General features: G+C 71.5%; 16 protein-coding genes. 11 read left to right on the top strand and 5 right to left on the bottom strand.

The genetic code is table 11. The features are described 5' to 3' along the window. Positions 1-33: 33 nt before the first annotated feature. Positions 34-1,113 carry a non-homologous end joining protein Ku gene (ku, locus tag N8I84_RS26755; protein WP_263232039.1) on the bottom strand — a complete coding sequence of 360 codons (1,080 nt, stop codon included), beginning with the start codon at positions 1,111-1,113 and terminating at the stop codon, positions 34-36. A 62-nt stretch (positions 1,114-1,175) separates the two neighbouring features. Here ku and ligD point away from each other — a divergent pair, with 62 nt between their 5' ends. Next, entirely contained in the window at positions 1,176-2,057 is an 882-nt protein-coding gene (gene ligD / locus N8I84_RS26750) for a non-homologous end-joining DNA ligase (RefSeq protein ID WP_263232038.1), read from the top strand. A gap of 76 nt (positions 2,058-2,133) precedes the next feature. On the opposite strand, the gene N8I84_RS26745 is transcribed toward ligD, so the two are convergent. Next, positions 2,134-2,937: a nuclease-related domain-containing protein gene (locus N8I84_RS26745; protein ID WP_263232037.1), complete on the bottom strand. Its 804-nt coding sequence runs from the start codon at positions 2,935-2,937 to the stop codon at positions 2,134-2,136. Positions 2,938-3,034: 97 nt separating this feature from the next. Here N8I84_RS26745 and N8I84_RS26740 point away from each other — a divergent pair, with 97 nt between their 5' ends. The 6 genes from N8I84_RS26740 to N8I84_RS26715 all read left to right on the top strand — a co-directional run bounded on the left by N8I84_RS26740 (position 3,035) and on the right by N8I84_RS26715 (position 9,146). Further along, positions 3,035-3,541, top strand: coding sequence for a protein-tyrosine phosphatase family protein (locus tag N8I84_RS26740; protein ID WP_263232036.1), 507 nt, complete (start codon positions 3,035-3,037; stop codon positions 3,539-3,541). Between the two features lie 63 nt (positions 3,542-3,604). Next, positions 3,605-4,435, top strand: a complete 831-nt coding sequence (locus N8I84_RS26735; RefSeq protein ID WP_313884291.1) for a hypothetical protein — start codon at positions 3,605-3,607, stop codon at positions 4,433-4,435. After that, on the top strand, positions 4,432-5,721 hold the full coding sequence (locus tag N8I84_RS26730; protein WP_263232035.1) for a sensor histidine kinase: 1,290 nt from the start codon (positions 4,432-4,434) through the stop codon (positions 5,719-5,721). The genes N8I84_RS26735 and N8I84_RS26730 overlap by 4 nt, the downstream gene beginning before the upstream one ends. A gap of 50 nt (positions 5,722-5,771) precedes the next feature. Further along, positions 5,772-7,145, top strand: coding sequence for an FtsW/RodA/SpoVE family cell cycle protein (locus N8I84_RS26725; protein WP_263232034.1), 1,374 nt, complete (start codon positions 5,772-5,774; stop codon positions 7,143-7,145). Continuing rightward, complete coding sequence (locus N8I84_RS26720; RefSeq protein ID WP_263232033.1) at positions 7,142-8,614, top strand: penicillin-binding transpeptidase domain-containing protein; 1,473 nt, start codon at positions 7,142-7,144, stop codon at positions 8,612-8,614. Before N8I84_RS26725 ends, N8I84_RS26720 begins: the two co-directional genes overlap by 4 nt. Positions 8,615-8,672: 58 nt before the next feature. Beyond that, the gene (locus N8I84_RS26715; protein WP_263232032.1) at positions 8,673-9,146 is read left to right on the top strand and encodes a DUF3291 domain-containing protein; all 474 of its coding nucleotides are present in this window, start codon (positions 8,673-8,675) and stop codon (positions 9,144-9,146) included. On the opposite strand, the gene N8I84_RS26710 is transcribed toward N8I84_RS26715, so the two are convergent. Both N8I84_RS26710 and N8I84_RS26705 read right to left on the bottom strand, forming a co-directional pair. Further along, positions 9,091-9,729, bottom strand: a complete 639-nt coding sequence (locus tag N8I84_RS26710; RefSeq protein ID WP_263232031.1) for a Uma2 family endonuclease — start codon at positions 9,727-9,729, stop codon at positions 9,091-9,093. The genes N8I84_RS26715 and N8I84_RS26710 overlap by 56 nt on opposite strands. Before the next feature lie 81 nt (positions 9,730-9,810). Further along, a complete protein-coding gene (locus N8I84_RS26705) occupies positions 9,811-10,923 on the bottom strand; it encodes a ferritin-like domain-containing protein (protein ID WP_263232030.1) in 1,113 nt (370 codons plus the stop codon). A 137-nt stretch (positions 10,924-11,060) separates the two neighbouring features. Between N8I84_RS26705 and N8I84_RS26700 the strand changes: the two genes are divergently transcribed. From N8I84_RS26700 to N8I84_RS42790, 4 genes are all read left to right on the top strand, one after another. Further along, positions 11,061-11,990, top strand: coding sequence for an AurF N-oxygenase family protein (locus tag N8I84_RS26700; protein WP_263232029.1), 930 nt, complete (start codon positions 11,061-11,063; stop codon positions 11,988-11,990). Positions 11,991-12,179: 189 nt separating this feature from the next. Then, positions 12,180-12,905 (top strand): TetR/AcrR family transcriptional regulator, encoded by a 726-nt coding sequence (locus N8I84_RS26695; RefSeq protein ID WP_263232028.1) that lies wholly within the window; start codon positions 12,180-12,182, stop codon positions 12,903-12,905. A 10-nt stretch (positions 12,906-12,915) separates the two neighbouring features. Further along, entirely contained in the window at positions 12,916-13,230 is a 315-nt protein-coding gene (locus N8I84_RS26690; RefSeq protein ID WP_263232027.1) for a hypothetical protein, read from the top strand. Positions 13,231-13,332: 102 nt separating this feature from the next. Next, positions 13,333-14,412, top strand: coding sequence for a coiled-coil domain-containing protein (locus N8I84_RS42790; RefSeq protein WP_313884290.1), 1,080 nt, complete (start codon positions 13,333-13,335; stop codon positions 14,410-14,412). Here the strand turns inward: N8I84_RS42790 and N8I84_RS26680 are convergent. Further along, positions 14,385-15,638 carry a styrene monooxygenase/indole monooxygenase family protein gene (locus tag N8I84_RS26680; protein WP_263232026.1) on the bottom strand — a complete coding sequence of 418 codons (1,254 nt, stop codon included), beginning with the start codon at positions 15,636-15,638 and terminating at the stop codon, positions 14,385-14,387. The genes N8I84_RS42790 and N8I84_RS26680 overlap by 28 nt on opposite strands. Positions 15,639-15,770 lie beyond the last annotated feature (132 nt).

Raw genomic sequence — 15,770 nt, 5'->3', positions numbered from 1 at the left:
TGCCGGGCTAGCGGGGCCTGGCACGACATCTCCCTAAGCCCCCTTCGCGGTCGCCTTCTTCGCCGCTGTCTTCTTCGCCGGCGTCTTCTTCGCCGCAGTCTTCTTGGCTGCCGTCTTCTTGGTCGCGCTTTGCTCGGTCGTGGTCTGCTCGGTCGCGGTCTGCTTGGCCGTGGTCTGCTTGGCCGCCGTCCTGTTCGCCGTGGTCCCCGGCTTCGCCGCCGTCTTCTTCGTCGCCGGCGCCCTCTTCTTCCCGCCGGTCTCCTTCGGCTCCGCACGCGCCGCCTTCCGCTGCGGCAACCGTGTGACCTCGGCCCTCTGCTGCGCCCCCTGCTCGCCCGCGCCCCGCGCCTCCTTGGCCACCCGCACGCTCTTCTCCAGCGCCGCCATCAGGTCGAGCACCTTGCCGCCCTCGGGCGCCGGCGCCGTCGGCGGTTCCTTGCCCTCCGCCTTCGCCGCGATCAGGTCCTCCACCGCCTCGCGGTACTCGTCGTGCAGCTCGTCCAGGTCCACCTCCCCCAGCGTGTCCATCAGGGCGTCCGCCAGGTCCAGTTCCTTGTCCCGGACCGTGATGTTCCCCTCCGGTGCCACGCCCTCCGGTGCGCGGATCTCATCGGGCCACAGCAGGGCGTGCATGGCGAGGACGTCGCCGACCGCGCGCAGCATCCCGAGCCGTTCCCGGCCCCGCAGGGCGAACTTCGCGATCGCCACCTTCCCCGTGCGCCCGAGCGCCTCCCGCAGCAGCGTGTAGGGCTTGGCTGCCGGGGTGCCGTTCGCGCACAGGTAGTACGCCGTGTCCATCTGGAGCGGGTCGATCAGGTCCTCCGGGACGAACGCCACGATCTCGATCGTCTTGGTGGTCGGGATGGGCAGCTGCGCGAGGTCCTCGTCCGTGATCGGGATGACCGAGCCGTCCGCGTCCTCGTACCCCTTGCCGATCTCCGCCTGAGCCACCTCGCGGTCCTCCAGCTCGCAGAACTTGCGGTACCGGATCCGGCCGCCGTCCTCCAGATGGATCTGACGGAAGGAGATCGCGTGGTTCTCGGTGGCGTTCATCAGCTTGATGGGGATGCTCACCAGGCCGAACGAGATGGAGCCGTTCCAGATGGATCGCACGTTCCGCCCCTTTTCCGGATAGGTCGGGCGATTTCATGGGGTTCTCGTGGCATTCTCATCGTATGACGCCGATCACAGAGGTGGAGGGCCGCCGGCTGGCGCTCAGCAACCTGGAGAAGGTGCTCCATCCCGCGACCGGCTTCACCAAGGGCGAGCTGCTGCACTATTACGCGACCACCGCCGGCGCCCTGCTGCCCCACCTCCGCGACCGCCCGCTGTCCTTCCTGCGCTATCCGGACGGGCCGGACGGACAGCTGTTCTTCGCCAAGAACGTGCCGCCGGGTACGCCCGACTGGGTCACCACGGCCGAGGTGCCGCGTACGGAGGGTGCGGCCCGCATGGTGCTGATCCAGGATTTGGCAAGCCTCATGTGGGCGGCGAACCTCGTCACCGAGTTCCACACCCCGCAGTGGCGCATCGACACGCCCGACATCGCTGACCGGCTGGTCTTCGACTTCGACCCGGGAGCGCCGGCCACGATCGTCGAGTGCTGCGAGGTCGCCCTGTGGCTGCGGGAGCGGCTGGCGGCGGACGGGATCGAGGCGTACGCGAAGACGTCCGGCTCCAAGGGGTTGCATCTGCTCGCCACCGTCGCACCGACGCCTTCAGAGCGGACGGCGGAATACGCCCGGCAGCTCGCCGTGGAGGCGGAGAAGGCGATGCCCCGCCTGGTCGTCCACCGTATGACCCGCAGTCTGCGGCCCGGAAAGGTCTTCGTGGACTGGAGCCAGAACGCGGCGCGCAAGACCACCGCCACGCCGTACACACTGCGCGCCCGGGCGGAGCCCACCGTGTCGGCGCCGGTCACGTGGGAGGAGGTGGGGGACTGTGCCTCGCCCGGCAGTCTCGTCTTCCGCGCCCCGGACGTCGCTCCCCGGTTGCAGGCGTACGGGGACCTCATGGCCGCGCTCTGCGATTCCGATCAAGCGGTTCCGCTGCCGTGAGAGCGAGCGGTTCCGTTGCCCTGAGAGCAGGCGGTTCCACGGCCCCGGACCCCTGCGGTGTGTCGCCGCCTTCCGGTCACACCCGGGACCACGTGTGCCTGTCCCGTGCCATCGCGTGCAGCGCCTCCACGTCCGCGGGCTTCAGCATGCCGCCCAAGCGGGCCAGGGCGGGCACGTCCGTGTCCTTCAGGACGCGGATCTTGCGCAGCGGCGCCGTGATCTCCAGGCGGCCGGGCTCGGTGACGATCAGGACCGGGTGGACCTCGGCCGTCAGCGCGTACGACGCCCGGTCCGCGTCGGCGCTCACCTGGCGCAGCAGCGGCCGCGCCTCCTGACGGCCCACCGTCACCATCGGGTCGGCGACGAGGACCCGCTGCCTGCGGGCGTAGAGGGAGCACACCGCGAACAGGCCGCCGGGGCCGATCGCCAGGTGGTGGATGCGGTCGCCACCGGGCAGCGGCACCGAGTGCAGGGTTCGCCAGCCCGCGCCCTCCAGCCCGTCCAGCGCGTCACCGACCGCCTGCTCGGCCTCGAGCGCCCGGCGCCGTGGGTCCGGGCGCAGCCGGTGGGTGGGGGCCGGGTCGCGGTCGAGGGCGATCAGCAGGGCCTCACCGGGTCGGTTCGGCGCCAGGTCGTCGTCCGGGTGGAGGGAGAGCCGGGCCAGTTCGGCGGGGGTGGGCACGGGGGGCGGCCCGATCGTCACCGGGCCCGTCACGAACGGGCCGAGCGCATCGAGCACGTCCTCACGCAGGTCCTCGCTCAGCAGGTTGACCCGGCCGGTCTCCCGGTCGTACCAGGCGATGTTCCGCCCGTCGGTGCCGCACACGTACAGGCGTTCCTGTCCGTGCCGCCAGGTCGGTACGACGCGCAGTCCGTCCATGCACCATCACCCCTCGACCATGGGAACAGGCGGGGTGCTCCGGGTGCAAGAACCCGGCTACCTTTGTGAGCAGTTGGGGACTCGGTGGGAGGCGCCGTTGCGGACCCGCAGAAAGCAACCCGATGTTCCGGCTCCCGAGAGCCCGTGGAGCGAGATCGTGCCCGGTCTGTGGATGGGCGGCCACGAGTTCAGGGGGCTCTCCGGGGAGCGGGAGTTCGCCGTCGTACGGGATGAGTTCGATCTGGTGCTGACCTTGTTGCGGCTGCCCGGGCACGGGCCTGACGACGGGGTCGAGCACCATGTGTGGCCGATCCCGGACGGCCCGCTGGACGGGACGCAGCTCGCGGGTGTGATGCGGCTGGCGCAGGCCGCCGACGACGCGCTGGAGGACGGGCGCCGGGTGCTCGTGCGGTGCTACCACGGGTACAACCGTTCGGGGCTGGTCGTCGCGCATGCCCTGGTGCGGGCCGGGCACACCGCCGAGGAGGCGATCCGCATGATCCGCGCCCGACGCGGGCCCTGGGCGCTGCACAACGAGCTGTTCGTGGAGTACCTGCGGGCGGGCCTGGACACCGCCCGCCTCCTGGAGGAACTCGCGGAGTAACCTCACTGGCCGACCCTAGAGCGAACAACCGGTCATCAGGTGAGCAAAAAGGACGGATGCCCCGTGTTCCCCAGCCGTCGCGCCGGCACGGCGTTCCGCAGCCGCCGCGTGGGCCCGGCACGACGCGGTCGCCCCGTGCGCGTGGCCCTCGGTGTCGCCGTGGCCGCCCTGGTGCTGGTGGGCTGCGGTGACTCCGGTGCCCTGCGGGCTGCGGGCCCGACCGCCACCGCCGTCGGCCCGGTGCGGCTGTGGCCCCACCTGCCGCCCGCCTCCACACCCGCCCTGGACTACGGCGAGGCGGTCACCGAGACCGTCAAGGGCATCACCGTTCCGGGTGATGACATCCGCCGGGTGGACCCCCTGGACGTCGTGCGCGCCGAGGTCGCCGCGCACCCGGACGCCTACTCCGGCCCGCACGCCGTGTACGCGGAGACCCGCGAGCGGCTGAAGGACTGCGGCGCGGCGGGCCCGCAGGGGCGGCGGTGCCCGGTCCTGCGGGCGTACTACCGCGACCTCACCGGCGACGGCAAGGACGACATGGTGCTCGGCATCCGCTTCCCGGACGATCAGCTGGCGGTGCGCGTGTACACCGTCGAGCACCACCGGCTGGTGCAGGTCATGGGCACCTCGGACAGCGTGATCAACGTGGAGCTGGCGGGCGGCACCGTGATCATCCGCTCGCCGTCGACGCTGCCGGGCTACGAGTTCCGCACAGAGTGGACCTGGGATCCGCACCAGCACGCGATGCTGGCGACCCGGGACGAGATCGTGCGGGTGGGCACCGCGCCCCCACGCCGGCCGGTCGCGCCGGCCCCGTCCGCCTCTCCCCCGGCCTCGTCCGTCCCGTCCGTCTCCCCCTCGGCCGTCCCCGTCCCCTCGGAGAGCGCCCGATGAGGCCCCTGGGACGTGGTTGTCGCACGCTCGGCCGGCTGCCGCGCTGGACCGGCACGCTGACCTGGAAGGCGGCCGCCTTCATCACCGTCATGTGCTGTGGTCTGGCCGCGCTGCTCGGCGTGCTCGTCCATGTCCAGGTCACCGACCGGACCGTCGGTGAGGCCCGCGGCCGGGCACTGGCCCGGCTGACGGAGGTGACGCAGGCCTACGAGGCGGGCGACCGGCTGCCGCACGGCGCGGGTGTCGACCCGCCGGGACTGCCGGCGCCGCTGCGGGAACTGGCGGCGGACGGGTACCGCGGCACGATGGTCGGGACCCAGGATCCGCAGCCCACGATGTGGGCGGCGGGCCCGGCCGACGGCGGCCGGGCGCTGGCCGTGCAGGTCGACTACGCGCAGGGCGCCCGCATCATCGACGCCCTGGACGAGGCGATCGTGTGGTCCTCGGCGCTGGCGAGCGGCGCGACGCTGTGCGTGGGAGCGTTCGCGGTGACCCGGGTGACCCGGCGGCTGCAGGCGACCGCGCAGGTGGCCCGGCGGATCAGCGCGGGCGACCTCGACGCGCGCGTGAACGACCGGCGCGCGAGGAATCCGGCGCGCCCCCAGGACGAAGTGGCCGCGGTCGCGGGCGCCCTGGACACGATGGCGGCCACGCTGCAGGGCAAGCTGCTGAGCGAGCAGCGGTTCACCGCGGACGTGGCGCATGAACTGCGCACCCCGCTGACCGGGCTGCACGCGGCGGCCGAGCTGCTGCCGCCCGGGCGGCCGACCGAGCTGGTGCGGGACCGGGTGGCGGCGCTGCGCACGCTCACCGAGGACCTGCTGGAGATCTCCCGCCTGGACGCGGGCGGCGAACGCCTGGAGCTGGCCGAGGAGCGGCTCGCGCCGCTGGCGCAGCGGGTGGTGCGGGCCTCCGGCACCCCGGCCGAGGTCCGGGTGGTGCGGGACGTGTGCGTGGCGACCGACCGGCGGCGGCTGGAGCGGGTGCTCGGCAACCTGCTGGCGAACGCGCACCGGCACGGGCGGGGCCCGGTCGTGCTGACGGTCGACGGTGCGCGGGTCACCGTCCGGGACCACGGGGACGGTTATCCGGAGTACCTGCTGGCACACGGGCCGCAGCGGTTCCGCACCGAGGGCAGCGCGAAGGGGCACGGCCTCGGACTGACGATCGCGCGCGGGCAGGCGGAGGTGCTGGGCGCCCGGCTGGAGTTCGCCAACGCGCCGGACGGCGGGGCCATGGCCACGCTCTCCCTCCCCGAGACGCCAATGAGTACCGGAACGGGCTGATTGCCCCGGCATAACAGGACATACCGCTTACCGCTTGCTACGTTCCGCACATGATCCCGCCCGGAACGCCAGGAGCGAGGACCGTGACGCCGGCGGACGCCCCCGCCCCCGCGCTGCGCCTGCCCCGGCGCCGGGGAACCGAGTTCGGCCTGATCGTCCTCGCCGTGCTGCTGTCGGTGTACGGCTACTGCGCCGTCGGCCTCGCCCGGCACGGCACCCTCCCGCCCGGCGCGCTCCGCTACGGCGCCGGGCTGGGCGCGCTCGCGCTGCTCGCGCACTGCGCGGTACGGCTGCGCGCCCCGTACGCCGATCCCCTGCTGCTGCCCATCGCGGTGCTGCTCAACGGCGTGGGCCTGGTACTGATCTACCGCCTCGATCTGGAGACCCCGAGCCACCGGGCGGCCCCCACCCAGCTGGCCTGGTCGACGCTCGGCGTCGCGCTGTTCATCGCCGTCGTCCTGCTGTTGCGCCACCACCGGGTGCTCCAGCGCTACACCTATCTGTGCGGGGGCGCCGCGCTCGCCCTGCTCACCCTGCCGATCTTCTTCCCGGCGGTGAACGGCGCCCGGATCTGGCTCAGGGTCGCCGGGTTCTCCATCCAGCCGGGCGAGTTCGCGAAGCTGCTGCTCGCGCTCTTCTACGCCGGGTACCTGGCCGCCAACCGGCAGGCGCTGGCCTTCACGGGCCGCAAGGTGTGGCGGCTTCAGCTGCCCACCGGGCGGGTCCTCGGCCCGGTGGTGGCGATCTGGCTGCTGAGCGTCGGCGTCCTCGTCCTGGAGCGCGACCTCGGCACCTCGCTGCTGTTCTTCGGGCTGTTCGTGGTGCTGCTGTACGTCGCCACGGGCCGCACCGGCTGGATCGCGGTCGGTCTGCTGCTCGCGATGGTGGGCGCGTTCGCCGTGGGCCGGCTGGAGCCGCACGTGCACGCCAGGGTCGAGGACTGGCTGCACCCCTTCGCGTCGATCGAGGCGGGCCAGGGCGCGGGCCAGCTCGCCCAGTCGCTGTTCGCGTTCGCCGCCGGCGGCGCGCTCGGCACCGGGCTCGGCCTCGGCCACTCGGTGCTGATCGGCTTCGCCGTGAAGTCGGACTTCATCCTGGCGACGGCGGGCGAGGAACTGGGCTTCACCGGCCTGTGCGCGCTGTTCCTGCTCTACGCGCTGCTGGTGGAGCGCGGCTACCGGGCGGGGCTGGCGCTGCGGGACCCGTTCGGGCGGCTGCTCGCCGTGGGGCTCGCGTCGATCGTGGCGCTCCAGGTGTTCGTGATCGCGGGCGGGGTGACGGGCCTGATCCCGCTGACGGGCATGGCGATGCCGTTTCTGGCGCAGGGCGGCTCGTCGCTCGTGACCAACTGGATCATCGTGGCGCTGCTGACCCGGATCAGCGACTCGGCCCGCAGCCAGTACGACAGGACGGCCGCGCCGTGAGCAGGTACATCCGCCGGGCGGCGGCCCTGTGCGCGGTGCTGCTGATCGCCCTGCTGGCGAACGCCACCCGGGTGCAGATCCTCGAGTCCGCCCGCTACGAGGACAACCCCGCCAACCGCCGGCAGATGATCGCCAGGTACGGCAGCCCCCGCGGCGACATCCTGGTCGACGGCCGCCCCGTGACCGGGTCCCGGGACACGGGCGGCATGTTCCGCCACACCCGCACCTACACCGACGGGCCGCTGTACGCGCCGGTCACCGGCTTCGCCTCCCAGGTGTACGGGACGACGCTGCTGGAGCACACCGAGGACGCGCTGCTGTCGGGCACCGACCCGCTGCTCGATCCGTTCCCCCTGTGGAACGGCGTTCTGAGGAAGCGCATCCCCGGCGGCCATGTCGTCACCACGCTCAACGGGGCGGCGCAGCGGGCGGCGTACCAGGGGCTGGCCGGGCGCGCGGGCGCGGTCGCCGCGGTCGAGCCGACGACGGGGCGGATCCTGGCGCTGGTATCGACGCCGTCGTACGACCCCGGGGAGCTGTCCGGGACGTCGCCGTCCGTGGCCCGGGCCTGGAAGAAGCTGAACGGGGACGCGGCGCGGCCGATGCTCGACCGGGCGATCCGGCAGACGTATCCGCCCGGTTCGACGTTCAAGGTGGTCACGGCCGCGGCGGCCCTCGAGGCGGGGGTGGTGACGGACCTCGACGCGCCGACGGACTCCCCCGACCCCTACCGGCTGCCCGGCACGACGACCGAGCTGGCCAACGAGACCGAGGGCTGCGAGGACGCGTCGCTGCGGTACGCCTTCACCTGGTCGTGCAACACGGTGTTCGCCAAGCTGGGCGGGGAGGTGGGGCTGCAGACCATGACGGGCACGGCGGCGAACTTCGGGTTCAACGAGCGGAGGCTGAGGGTGCCGTTCGCGGTGGCGCCGAGCACGTTCGACCCGAAGCTGGACGCCTCCCAGCTGGCGCTGTCCTCGATCGGGCAGTTCGAGACCCGGGCGACGCCGCTGCAGATGGCGATGGTCGCGGCGACCGTGGCCTGCGGAGGCGATGTGAAAGCGCCGTACCTGGTGGAGCGGACGACGACCAAGGACGGCGAGACGGTCGCCACGGCCACGCCCCGCACCCTGCACCGGGCGATGAGCGCCGCCACCGCGGAACAGCTGCGGGAGATGATGACGGACGTGGTGCAGGAGGGAACGGGTCGTAACGCGGCGATCCCCGGCGCCCGAGTGGGCGGCAAGACGGGCACGGCCCAGCATGGCGTCGACAACTCCGGGAAGCCGTACGCCTGGTTCATCTCCTGGGCACAGGCGGACGACGCGCTCGAGCCGGCGGTGGCGGTCGCGGTGGTGGTGGAGGACGCGGGCCGGCAGGGGGAGGTCAGCGGGGGCGGGGACGCGGCGCCGATCGCCAAGGCGGTCATGGAGGCGGTGCTCAACTCCCGGCCGCACGGCAGGGGTTGAGTCCAGGTGCTGAGACGGGGACTGTCGTCCGGCGGCCCGGCCGACCTACCGTTCGGTCATGACGACCACCTACGAACTCGCCGAGGTCAACATCGCCCGTCTCAAGGCCCCGCTGGACTCACCGCAGTTGAAGGACTTCGTGGAGGCCCTGGACCCGGTGAACGCGACGGCGGACGCGGCCGACGGTTTCGTGTGGCGGCTGCAGAGCGACTCGGGCAACGCCACGGACATCCCCGTCCTCGGTGACGAGTGGCTGATCATCAACATGTCGATGTGGCGGGACACGAACGCCCTGACGGCATTCATGTACCAGGGCCGGCACCGGGAGATGCTGGCGCGGCGCCGGGAGTGGTTCGAGCGGCTCGAGGAGGCGTTCACGGCGCTGTGGTGGGTCCGGGCGGGCCACCGCCCGACGGTGGCGGAGGCGGAGGAGCGGCTGCTTCACCTCCGCGCGCACGGGCCGACGGACTACGCGTTCACCCTGCGGACGTCGTTCCCTCCGGGGGAGGCGCGACCGGTGGGCGGCGGTTGATGGCGGTGAGGTCGATGGTGAGAGGGAAGGGGACGGTCAGTTCCAGCTTGTCGTGGAAGATGCCGGTCAGGCCGTAGACCTGGGTTGCGGGGTCGAGTTCGTAGACGTACACCACCGGAAGACCCTTGTTCTCTTCGACGCGCCAGTAGTGCGGGATGCCCGCCCGCGCGTACTTCCGCGGTTTCACCTCCCGGTCCCGGTCTTCCGAGTCCTCCGAGACGACCTCGACAGCGATGACGATGTCTTCCGGCCGGTACCAGGTCTGCCGAGGACCGGCATCGGCGTCCGCACGGAAAACCAGTACGTCGGGCTCCGGTCGATTGCGCTTGTCGAGCTTGATGGTCATCTCCCGGATGACGTCAAGCTCGACCGGCACCTGGGCCAGCAGGGTGTGCTCCAGCAAGCGCGTGGCACGCGAGTGGAAAGCGGTCTGCGGACTCACGAAGACAAGACTCCCGTCGATCAGCTCCGTGTGCGGAGGAAGATTGGGAAGCTTGTCGAGGTCGTCCGCCGTCCAGCCACCCTCCGGCGGACGAGCCCACTCGTAGTCGTCGTCCAGACCGTAGTCACGTGCGGCGCTCATGATTGCTCCCATGCGGCGGAGTCTGCCTGGCAGAGCCAGCGTACCCAGGGGAATATGCCGATTCGCCCGTCGATCGAGTGATCAGCCGCCGAGGCGCTGACCCTCCTCGATCGCCTCCTCCACCTCGGCGACCCGTTCCTTCTCCTCCGCCGCGAATCGCTCCGCATCCAGCTTCTCGGCGATCTCCTCGTCCTGCGCCATCAGCAGGTCCAGATTCGAGTCGCCCATCTCGAAGACGCCCATGTCGACGTAGGCCTGCTGGAGGCGCTTGCCCCACAGGCCGATGTCCTTCACGCACGGGACGATGCGGCTGAACAGCAACTGCCGGAACAGCTGAAGGAACTCGGAGTTCTCGCTGTACGCCTCCGCCTCGGCCTTGGGGATGCCGAAGTTCTCCAGCACCTCCACCCCGCGCAGCCGGTCCCGCATCAGGTAGCAGCCCTCGATGACGAACTCCTCGCGTTCGCGCAGTTCGGCGTCCGTGAGCTGCTTGTAGTAGTCCCGCAGCGCCATGCGGCCGAACGCCACGTGCCGGGCCTCGTCCTGCATGACGTACGCAAGGATCTGCTTGGGCAGCGGCTTGTCGGTCGTGTCGCGGATCATGCCGAAGGCGGCGAGCGCCAGGCCCTCGATGAGGACCTGCATGCCGAGGTACGGCATGTCCCAGCGGCTGTCCCGCAGGGTGTCTCCGAGCAGTGCCTGCAGGTTGTCGTTGATCGGGTAGAGCATCCCGATCTTCTCGTGCAGGAAGCGGCCGTAGATCTCCGCGTGCCGCGCCTCGTCCATGGTCTGGGTCGCCGAGTAGAACTTGGCGTCGAGGTCGGGGACGGACTCCACGATCCGCGCCGCGCAGATCATCGCACCCTGCTCGCCGTGCAGGAACTGGCTGAACTGCCAGGAGGCGTAGTGTTTGCGCAGTTCGCCCTTGTCCTTGTCGGTCATCTTCGCCCAGTACGGCGTCCCGTAGAGGGTCATCGCCTCGTCGGGGGTGCCGAGCGGGTCGTACGGGTCGACCTCCAGGTCCCAGTCGATCCGCTTCTGCCCGTCCCACTGCTTGTCCTTGCCCTTCTGGTACAGGGCCAGCAGCCGGTCGCGCCCGTCGTCGTACTCCCAGCTGAAGCGGGCAGCGCCACTCGCGGGCACCTGCCAGAGGGGTTCCTCCGGCTCCTTGGCGTACAGCTCAAACGTCGGCATGAGCACACGCTCACACGAGGTAGACGCGGCGTCAACAAGTGGAACGCAAGGGATTGACGTCGTTGCTGACAAGCAGTCTCATAAGACCGTGACCGCGGGTAACAGCCGACCCGTACGACGAGGTGGTGGGCACAGCGATGACGACCGTGACCGAAGCAGACGTGCTGCGCGACGCGCTCGGACTGCTCAAGGACCGGGAGCAGGTGGCGGAGCGGCTTCTCGCCTCCTCCGCCAAACACTCCTTCGACCCGGACGAGGAACTGGACTGGGACGCGCCCTACGAGGAAGGAAAGTGGTTCTGGCCCCCGGAGCTGGTGTCGCTGTACGACACACCGCTGTGGCGGCGGATGAGCCAGGAGCAGCGGATACGGCTCTCCCAGCACGAGGCCGCGGCGCTCGCCTCGCTGGGCATCTGGTTCGAGATCATCCTGATGCAGCTGCTGGTCCGGCACATCTACGACAAGGCGGCGACGAGCGCGCACGTGCGGTATGCGCTGACCGAGATCGAGGACGAGTGCCGGCACTCGAAGATGTTCGCCCGGCTGATCGCGCACGGCGACACGCCGTGGTACCCGGTGAGCCGGGCGCACCAGAACCTGGGCCGCGTCTTCAAGACGATCTCGACCACGCCGGGCTCGTTCACGGCCACCCTGCTGGGCGAGGAGGTCCTGGACTGGATGCAGCGGCTGACGTTCCCCGACGAGCGGGTGCAGCCGCTGATCCGCGGGGTCACCCGTATCCACGTGGTCGAGGAGGCCCGCCACGTCCGCTACGCCCGTGAGGAACTGCGCCGCCAGATGCTGACCGCTCCGCGGTGGTCGCAGGAGTTCACCCGCATCACGTCCGGCGAGTTCGCACGGGTGTTCTCGGTGGCCTTCGTGAACCCGGAGGTCTACACGAACGTGGGCCTGGACAAGCGGGAGGCGATGGCCCAGGTGAGGGCGAGCGGCCACCGCCGGGAGGTCATGCAGACGGGAGCGAAGCGGCTGACGGACTTCCTGGACGACATCGGTGTGCTCAGGGGTGTGGGCCGACGGTTGTGGAGGTCGTCCGGGTTGCTGGCATGAGTACGTCTCGGCTTCGGGCCGGCGTTTTCAGCCCGTCGTGGGGGTCCCCATGCTCGGGCGAAGCCGAGAGTGGGGGGAGAGCGAGGACGAGGCCGTTCAGGCCGATGGGGGTCCGGGGCGCAGCCCCCGGGCACGGCCGCTGCAGCTCCGGGTGCCTCGTCCTCCCGGCAACACGATTACGCTGCGAACATGACCTCCGAGGCCCCCACGCGCGCGTACCGAAGGCTCAGCGTGGAAGAACGCCGCAGGCAACTCCTCGACGCCGCGCTCACCCTCTTCGCGCACCGCGCCCCCGAGGAGGTCTCCCTCGACGACGTGGCCGAGGCTGCCGGCGTCTCCCGCCCCCTCGTCTACCGCTACTTCCCCGGCGGCAAGCAACAGCTGTACGAGGCCGCGCTGCGCTCCGCCGCCGACGACCTCCGGCAGTGCTTCGCCGAACCCCCCGAGGGCCCGCTCAGTCACCGCCTCGCCCGCGCCCTCGACCGCTACCTCGCCTTCGTCGCCCGGCACGACGCCGGTTTCAGCGCCCTGCTCCAGGGCGGCAGCGTGGTCGAGACGTCCCGCACCACCGCCATAGTCGACGGCGTGCGCCGGGCGGCGGCCGGGCACATCCTCACCCACCTCGGCGTCGAGGACCCCGGCCCCGGGCTTCGGATGACCGTACGGATGTGGATCACCTCCGTCGAGGCCGCCTCCCTCATCTGGCTCGACCAGGACAAGGAGCCCCCGGTCGAGGAGTTGCGGGACTGGCTGGTGGAGCAGTTCGTGGCCGGACTGGTGGCCACCGCGGGACGTGATGCGCAGACCGCCGAGGTGGTCCGCTCCGCGCTGGCCCTGGAGAGCGCCGAAGGTCCCGTCGGCGCCCTGGCCCGGCGTGTCCTGCCCGTGCTCGGCGGCGCCGGTCACCTGCTGTGACACTGGTGCCGTGAAGAGCCAAAACACCCCGTTCGTCGGCGGCCCCCTGGACGGGCGCGTCCTGCCCGTCCTGCTCGGCGTCACCGGCCACCCCCCGAAGGTGTACCGCGTGCCGGTCCCGGACGCGGCCGGCGCCTCGCCCGCCGTCCTCGTCTACCGTCGCGTCCAGGCGGGCCCGAGCGGCAGGTTCGGTCTCCACCCGGGCTGGAAGTACGAGTACGACCCGGAGGGGGACCCCGGCGGCCGTCCGCGGTGGCCGTGGTCGAAACCGCGCCGGACGCCAGGCGCCACGCCGGGAGACGGCCCGGACACCGCCCCCGAGTGACCTCGCTGCGCCGAACCGACCACTCGGCGCGCGCACGGGCCGCACCCGTCTCATCCTGCCGGTGCGAGGTGGAGGGACCACCCGGCATCCGGAGGTGATGACATGTCAGAAAGGTTGCTGTGTCTGGCGGGTACGGCGGCGGTGACCACGTGGGTCCTGCTCGCCACCGCGCCGGCGATCGCCGTCCCGGACCCCGTCCCCACGACCACGGCCCAACCGGACCCCTCCCCCGGCAACACAGCCCAACCGGACACCTTGCCCAGCGCCACGGGCCGACCGGACCCCTCCCCCGGCAACACGGCGCAACCGGACCCCACCCCCACCACCACGGGCCGACCGGACCCCTCCCCCGGCAACACGGCCCAACCTGACCCCTCCCCCACCACCACGGCCCAACCGGACGCCTTGCCCAGCGCCACGGGCCGACCGGACCCCTCCCCCGGCAACACGGCGCAACCGGACCCCTCCCCCACCACCACGGCCCAACCGAACGCCTCCCCCACCGCCACGGTCCAGCCGAGCGCCCCGCCCGTCGCCCGGCTCCTGACTGACCTTCAGCAGCTCTACCGCGCCGCGGAGCAGGCCACCGAGGCCTACGACGCCACCACCGAGAAGCTGAAGCAACGACGGGCGGAGGTGGCCCGGCTCGACGGGCAGCTCGCGAGGACCCGGCTCGACCTGCGGAGCAGTCGCGTCGCGGCCGGACGGCTGGCCCGGCAGCAGTACCAGGGCAGCGCGTCCCTCTCCCCGTACGTACGCCTGCTGTTCGCCCGCGATCCACAGCACGCGCTCGACGAGGGCCATCTGATCGGCCAGTTGACGCGGGAGCGGGCCGCGACCGTGAACCAGCTGACCGACGCCGAGAGGAGCGCCGACACCCTGGCCCGCGCGGCCCGTAAGGCGCTGGACGACCAGCTCACCCTCACCGACCAGCAGAAGAAGGCCCGGGACGACGTCGAACAGCGGCTGAAGGACATCGAGAAGCGGCTCGCCTCCCTCACCCCCGAACGGCTGGCCGCCCTAGCCCGGTTCGAGCAGGAGACGGCCGCGGCGGCCCAGGAGACGGCCCCGGCCTCCGGTGCGCCCGAGGCGGAGCGGACGCCGACGGCCGAGGGCCCGACGACGTCCGGCACCGTGCGCCCGGAGGCGTCAGGTCAGGCGCCGGCCACCGACGCCAGGTAGGCCTCGGCCTTCTCCGGCTCGTAGAAGAAGTTCTCGAAGTCCGAGGGGTCGTTGAACCCATTGGCGATCCGGTGCGCCACCGGCGGCATGGCCCCCGCCGCCCCGATCAGGTTCAGCACGTGCTCCGGCGGCACGCCCAGCATCGCGTTCGTCCACTTGGTGACGTGGCGCGCCGTCTCCCAGTAGCGGTCGAACGTCTGCTGCATCCACGCCTCGTCGAATTCCTTGTCCCCGTGTTCGAGGATCGAGGCCAGATACGCGGCCGCGCACTTGGACGCCGAGTTGGAGCCCTGTCCGGTGATCGGGTCGTTCGCCACCACCACGTCGGCGACGCCGAGCACCAGTCCCCCACCGGGCAGCCGCCCGATCGGCTTGCGCACGGTGGGCGCGTACCGCCCGGCCAGCGTGCCGCCGGCGTCGGTCAGCTCCACCTTCGTGGCCCGCGCATACTCCCAGGGAGTGAACTTCTCCATGAGTTCCAGGGTCAGGGAGAGGTGCTCGCCGGGGTCTTTGACGCCCTTGAAGACGTCGAGCGGGCCGCCGGGTATGCCCTCCCAGAACAGGATGTCCGCACGGCCGGAGGTGGTGAGCGTCGGCATGACGAACAGCTCGCCGACGCCCGGGACCAGGTTGCAGCGGACCGCGTCGAAGTCCGGGTGCTCGGGGCGCGGCCCGAGGCCGTGGACGTACGACACGGCGAGCGCGCGCTGCGGCTCGCTGTACGGGGACCGCTCGGGGTCCCGGGCGAACATCGACACCAGCTCGCCCTTGCCTGCCGACACCAGCACCAGGTCGTACGTGCGGGAGAAGTAGTCGAGGTCGGAGACCGCGGCGCCGTGGATGACGAGCTGGCCGCCGCGCTGCGCGAACGTCTCCATCCAGCCGGCCATCTTCAGCCGCTGGTCGACCGACTGCGCGTACCCGTCGAGCTTCGCCACCCAGTCGATCGCGCGCTGCGACGGGCCCGGGTCGAACGAGCCGGGAGCGGCGACGGACACGCCCAGTCCTTCGATCTTCGGGGCCTGGGACTCCCAGAAGTTCAGCTTCAGGTCGCGCTCGTACTGCAGCGCCGTGTCGAACATGCACTGCGTCGACATGACCCGGCCGGTACGGATCTCGTCCGCGGTCCGGTTGGACATCAGGGTGACCTCGTAGCCGTGCGACTGGAGGCCGAGGGCGAGCTGGAGTCCGGACTGACCGGCTCCGACGACGAGTATCTTCCGCATGCGGGTGGTGCTCCCTATCTTTTGGCTCGTTCGCCTCCGGGGCGCTGAAGCCGGTGTCGAGGGCCCGATCGTGCTCAGCCCTCCGGGCCTCCGCGCGTTCGGTCCCTCGACACCGGCGCGCCCCTTCGGCTC

This window comes from Streptomyces cynarae (assembly GCF_025642135.1).
GTDB classification, from domain to species: Bacteria; Actinomycetota; Actinomycetes; order Streptomycetales; family Streptomycetaceae; genus Streptomyces; species Streptomyces cynarae.
This window is presented reverse-complemented; position numbering and strand designations above follow the sequence as displayed.